The organism is Nitratireductor aquibiodomus NL21 = JCM 21793, assembly GCF_000615975.1.
In the GTDB taxonomy this organism is placed as follows: Bacteria; Pseudomonadota; Alphaproteobacteria; order Rhizobiales; family Rhizobiaceae; genus Nitratireductor; species Nitratireductor aquibiodomus.
On the sequence record NZ_BAMP01000193.1, the window covers coordinates 1 to 969 of the forward strand.

Consider the following 969-nt stretch of genomic DNA (forward strand, 5'->3'; position numbering starts at 1 on the left):
CCCCGGCGGGCAGGCTTTTCCATCTTCGGCGCCTTGACGGGGAAACGCTCGGCGGTACCTTCGCGCCGCGCCGTGCAGCCATCGGTGATGGGGCAAAGCACGCATGCGGGCCTGCGCGGCGTGCAGATTGTCGCACCGAGATCCATCATGGCCTGCGCGAAGTCGCCTGGTCGATCATGCGGAAGAGCCTGCGCGACCAGGGTGCGAATCTCCGGCTTGGCCTGCGGCAGAGGCGTCTCGATGGCATGAAGCCGTGTGATGACGCGCTCGATATTGCCGTCCACCACGGCGGCGGGGCGGTTAAAGGCAATGGCTGCAATCGCGGCGGCTGTGTAGTCGCCGATGCCGGGAAGGGCCTTGAGGCCGGCCTCGGTATCTGGAAAGCGGCCATCATATTCGCTGGCGACGGTCTCGGCGCATTTCTTCAGATTGCGGGCGCGTGAATAATAGCCGAGCCCCGCCCATGCCTTCATCACGTCGTCGGTTTCGGCGGTGGCGAGGGCTTCGACCGTCGGCCATACATCGGTAAATGCCTCGAAATAGCGCTTGACCGCACCGACCGTGGTCTGCTGAAGCATCACTTCCGACAGCCAGACGCGGTAGGGATCTGGAAGGACACCGAGTTTTGTCTCGTCGGGCGGAGTGCGCCAGGGCAGGCTCCGGTGATGGCGGTCGTACCACGCGAGCAGCGGGCGCGAAAAATTGGTCGAAGAGGCCTGTGCGTCGGTGACCGACGCTTCCGTGCGTGCCATACTGGAGCGAAACTCAATATGCGTTGCGGATCAATTCGAGACTTCATGTCATGACAGGGAAGAGGCAATCGGGCAATCCCGTCGCGGTGAGCATCTTGCCACCGGTATTCTCGATCCGGTGATGCGCAAGCGCGCCGGGCTTTCGGTGGAGCTTGTCCAGTGCTGGGGCGAGATCGTGGGCGAGCGGCTGGCGCTCAGCACGCGGCCTGAAAAGCTT

At 63.6% G+C, this 969-nt stretch carries 1 protein-coding gene and 1 pseudogene; one reads left to right on the top strand and one right to left on the bottom strand.

The window, feature by feature from the left end; all coding sequences use genetic code 11:
* Positions 1-752 (bottom strand): A/G-specific adenine glycosylase (gene mutY, locus JCM21793_RS23145; RefSeq protein ID WP_025031881.1); only part of this gene is annotated, 752 nt, incomplete at its 3' end.
* Between the two features lie 50 nt (positions 753-802).
* Here mutY and JCM21793_RS29420 point away from each other — a divergent pair.
* Positions 803-969: pseudogene (locus JCM21793_RS29420) on the top strand (DUF721 domain-containing protein); the annotation flags it as partial.